Origin of the sequence: Methanoculleus methanifontis, assembly GCF_030464365.1 — an archaeon.
Classification (GTDB): Archaea; Halobacteriota; Methanomicrobia; order Methanomicrobiales; family Methanoculleaceae; genus Methanoculleus; species Methanoculleus methanifontis.
Genome location: NZ_VCYI01000030.1, coordinates 1 through 1,744 on the forward strand (window position 1 = coordinate 1; position 1,744 = coordinate 1,744).

A 1,744-nucleotide genomic window follows, 5' to 3' on the forward strand; every position below is an offset into this window, starting at 1 on the left:
TCGGATCTATCCTGATGGACATCAACGAGGAGTGGGTCACCGGCAGAAGGTATTTGACCATGGAGAAGGAATGATCAGGCAAGGAGACGGGGCTCAGGCAAATTACAGAAGATCTGAGACGTTACCCGCGACCCCGCACAAGCACAACATTCTTTGGGTTTTAGATGGCTGTTCTTATTGCAGGTTGTCCTCTTCCTTTGGGTGAAAGGCATGAGGAGGCACCTGCAATCCATATAGATCTTTCGCTTTTGTGCCCATTTCCTGGTTCGGGAAAGAGTATGCCGGTTCGAAAATTAGAGAAGTACTGAACTACCATTCGCAGGACAATGGCAGATCTAGCCGTTGAATCTATCGAAGATTGATGGACTCTTCTCGACTCATCCCACAACAGGGGATAGGATCGATGAGATCAAGAAGTTATACCAGTATCTCTAGGAGAGAAGCAGAATACCTCATCTTTAGCCCTAGTTAAAATTAGCAAAGTACTGTTCACGAATTCACAAACAATATCATGCTGCGCGAAAGGCAGCATGCCACTGTTGAAATCGACAGAGAGCATCTGAGCCCTGATATCCCAAAAAATGTGTTTATTATGTCCAGTAAATTATGAGTCACATGGGTTCTACCCCATAGCATCAGCTCTTCGGGATGTCTCTTCTCCATCTATCTCTATGACTGTGACACGATTGTCGCCCAGCATTCCCTTCGTCAATTTAACCTTCCCATCTGTCTCTTTTATCGTGATATGACCGTTTGCTCGCACAATCTCTCCATCCTCAAACAGATTTCCATCCGTGGACGGACTAAGGGGTCCAGGGATCTCAAGTACCAAATAGAAATTGCGGTCAATAAGCTCGGCATTAACAATGTGCCCATCAACGGAAGCGATTCTTCCGTAACTAGACTCGTTAGCTGGAACTGTATATAGTATTGTATTAATATCGCTTAATTTATCCGCATATGCACCTGAGAAACTAAATGGATCCTTAAAATTACCGGTCTCTATCGAATAATTACCAAATTTATCTGTTTTATATTTATAGGTGTAATTACCGCCTCCGGTCAATCTGACCTTTGATTCAGGATCGTATGTAGTTACATAGATCTGATAAAGTTTTCCACCATCACTTGGAAGATTGATTATTAAATTTTCAGTTTTTAGTTTGTAAGTGTAGTAGCCTTCCCAGAAAATCCCCTTCCCTTCCTTTTTTGAAATCTCTCCTGTAAGAGAGAAATCCTCATCATAAACAAATTTCTCTTCACCAAACCAGCCACCGTTCCCAGAGTCAGTGCAACCTGTAACGGCAATAAATATTATTGTAAGCACAGTTAGAGATACAACCCATACCTTTTTTCCAAGCATTAGATCACCCCTTTTGGTATATAAGACCGTTAAATTATAGTCAATATATATGTTTTTATATTGATTCCTGGCACTATTGAGGGCATCCTCAACTAATTTAGGTTCGAAAGAGATCTATGGCAGATCTGAGCGATGACATTTGAGTGCGACCCAGGGTGAGCATATTCGTGGAGTTGTAGATTGTACGCGCTGGTCTGAGGGGCACATCTCAAAAATTCCCTGCTTAGAAATCTACCTTACCTAAAACACCTATATCGGCTCTGTTGAATTCCTTCCAGACAACGACAATCACGACTGTTTGTACTGCCTTCGTTAGGTTATGGAGGATCACTTTGATCTTGATCTCTTTGACCTGGTACCAGTATTTTCGTGCCTTTAGTT

The 1,744-nt window shown here is 42.1% G+C and carries 1 protein-coding gene and 1 pseudogene; both read right to left on the reverse strand.

Translation table 11 applies throughout. From position 1 onward, the window contains the following. Positions 1-622: 622 nt before the first annotated feature. Positions 623-1,363, reverse strand: a complete 741-nt coding sequence (locus tag FGW20_RS13295) for a hypothetical protein (protein WP_301678549.1) — start codon at positions 1,361-1,363, stop codon at positions 623-625. A 223-nt stretch (positions 1,364-1,586) separates the two neighbouring features. Further along, positions 1,587-1,744, reverse strand: a pseudogene (locus FGW20_RS13300) (IS5/IS1182 family transposase); the annotation flags it as partial.

Excerpts from the sequence above, each read along its gene's own strand:
- FGW20_RS13295 (WP_301678549.1), bottom strand. The coding sequence starts at position 1,363 with ATGCTTGGAAAAAAGGTATGGGTTGTATCTCTAACTGTGCTTACAATA.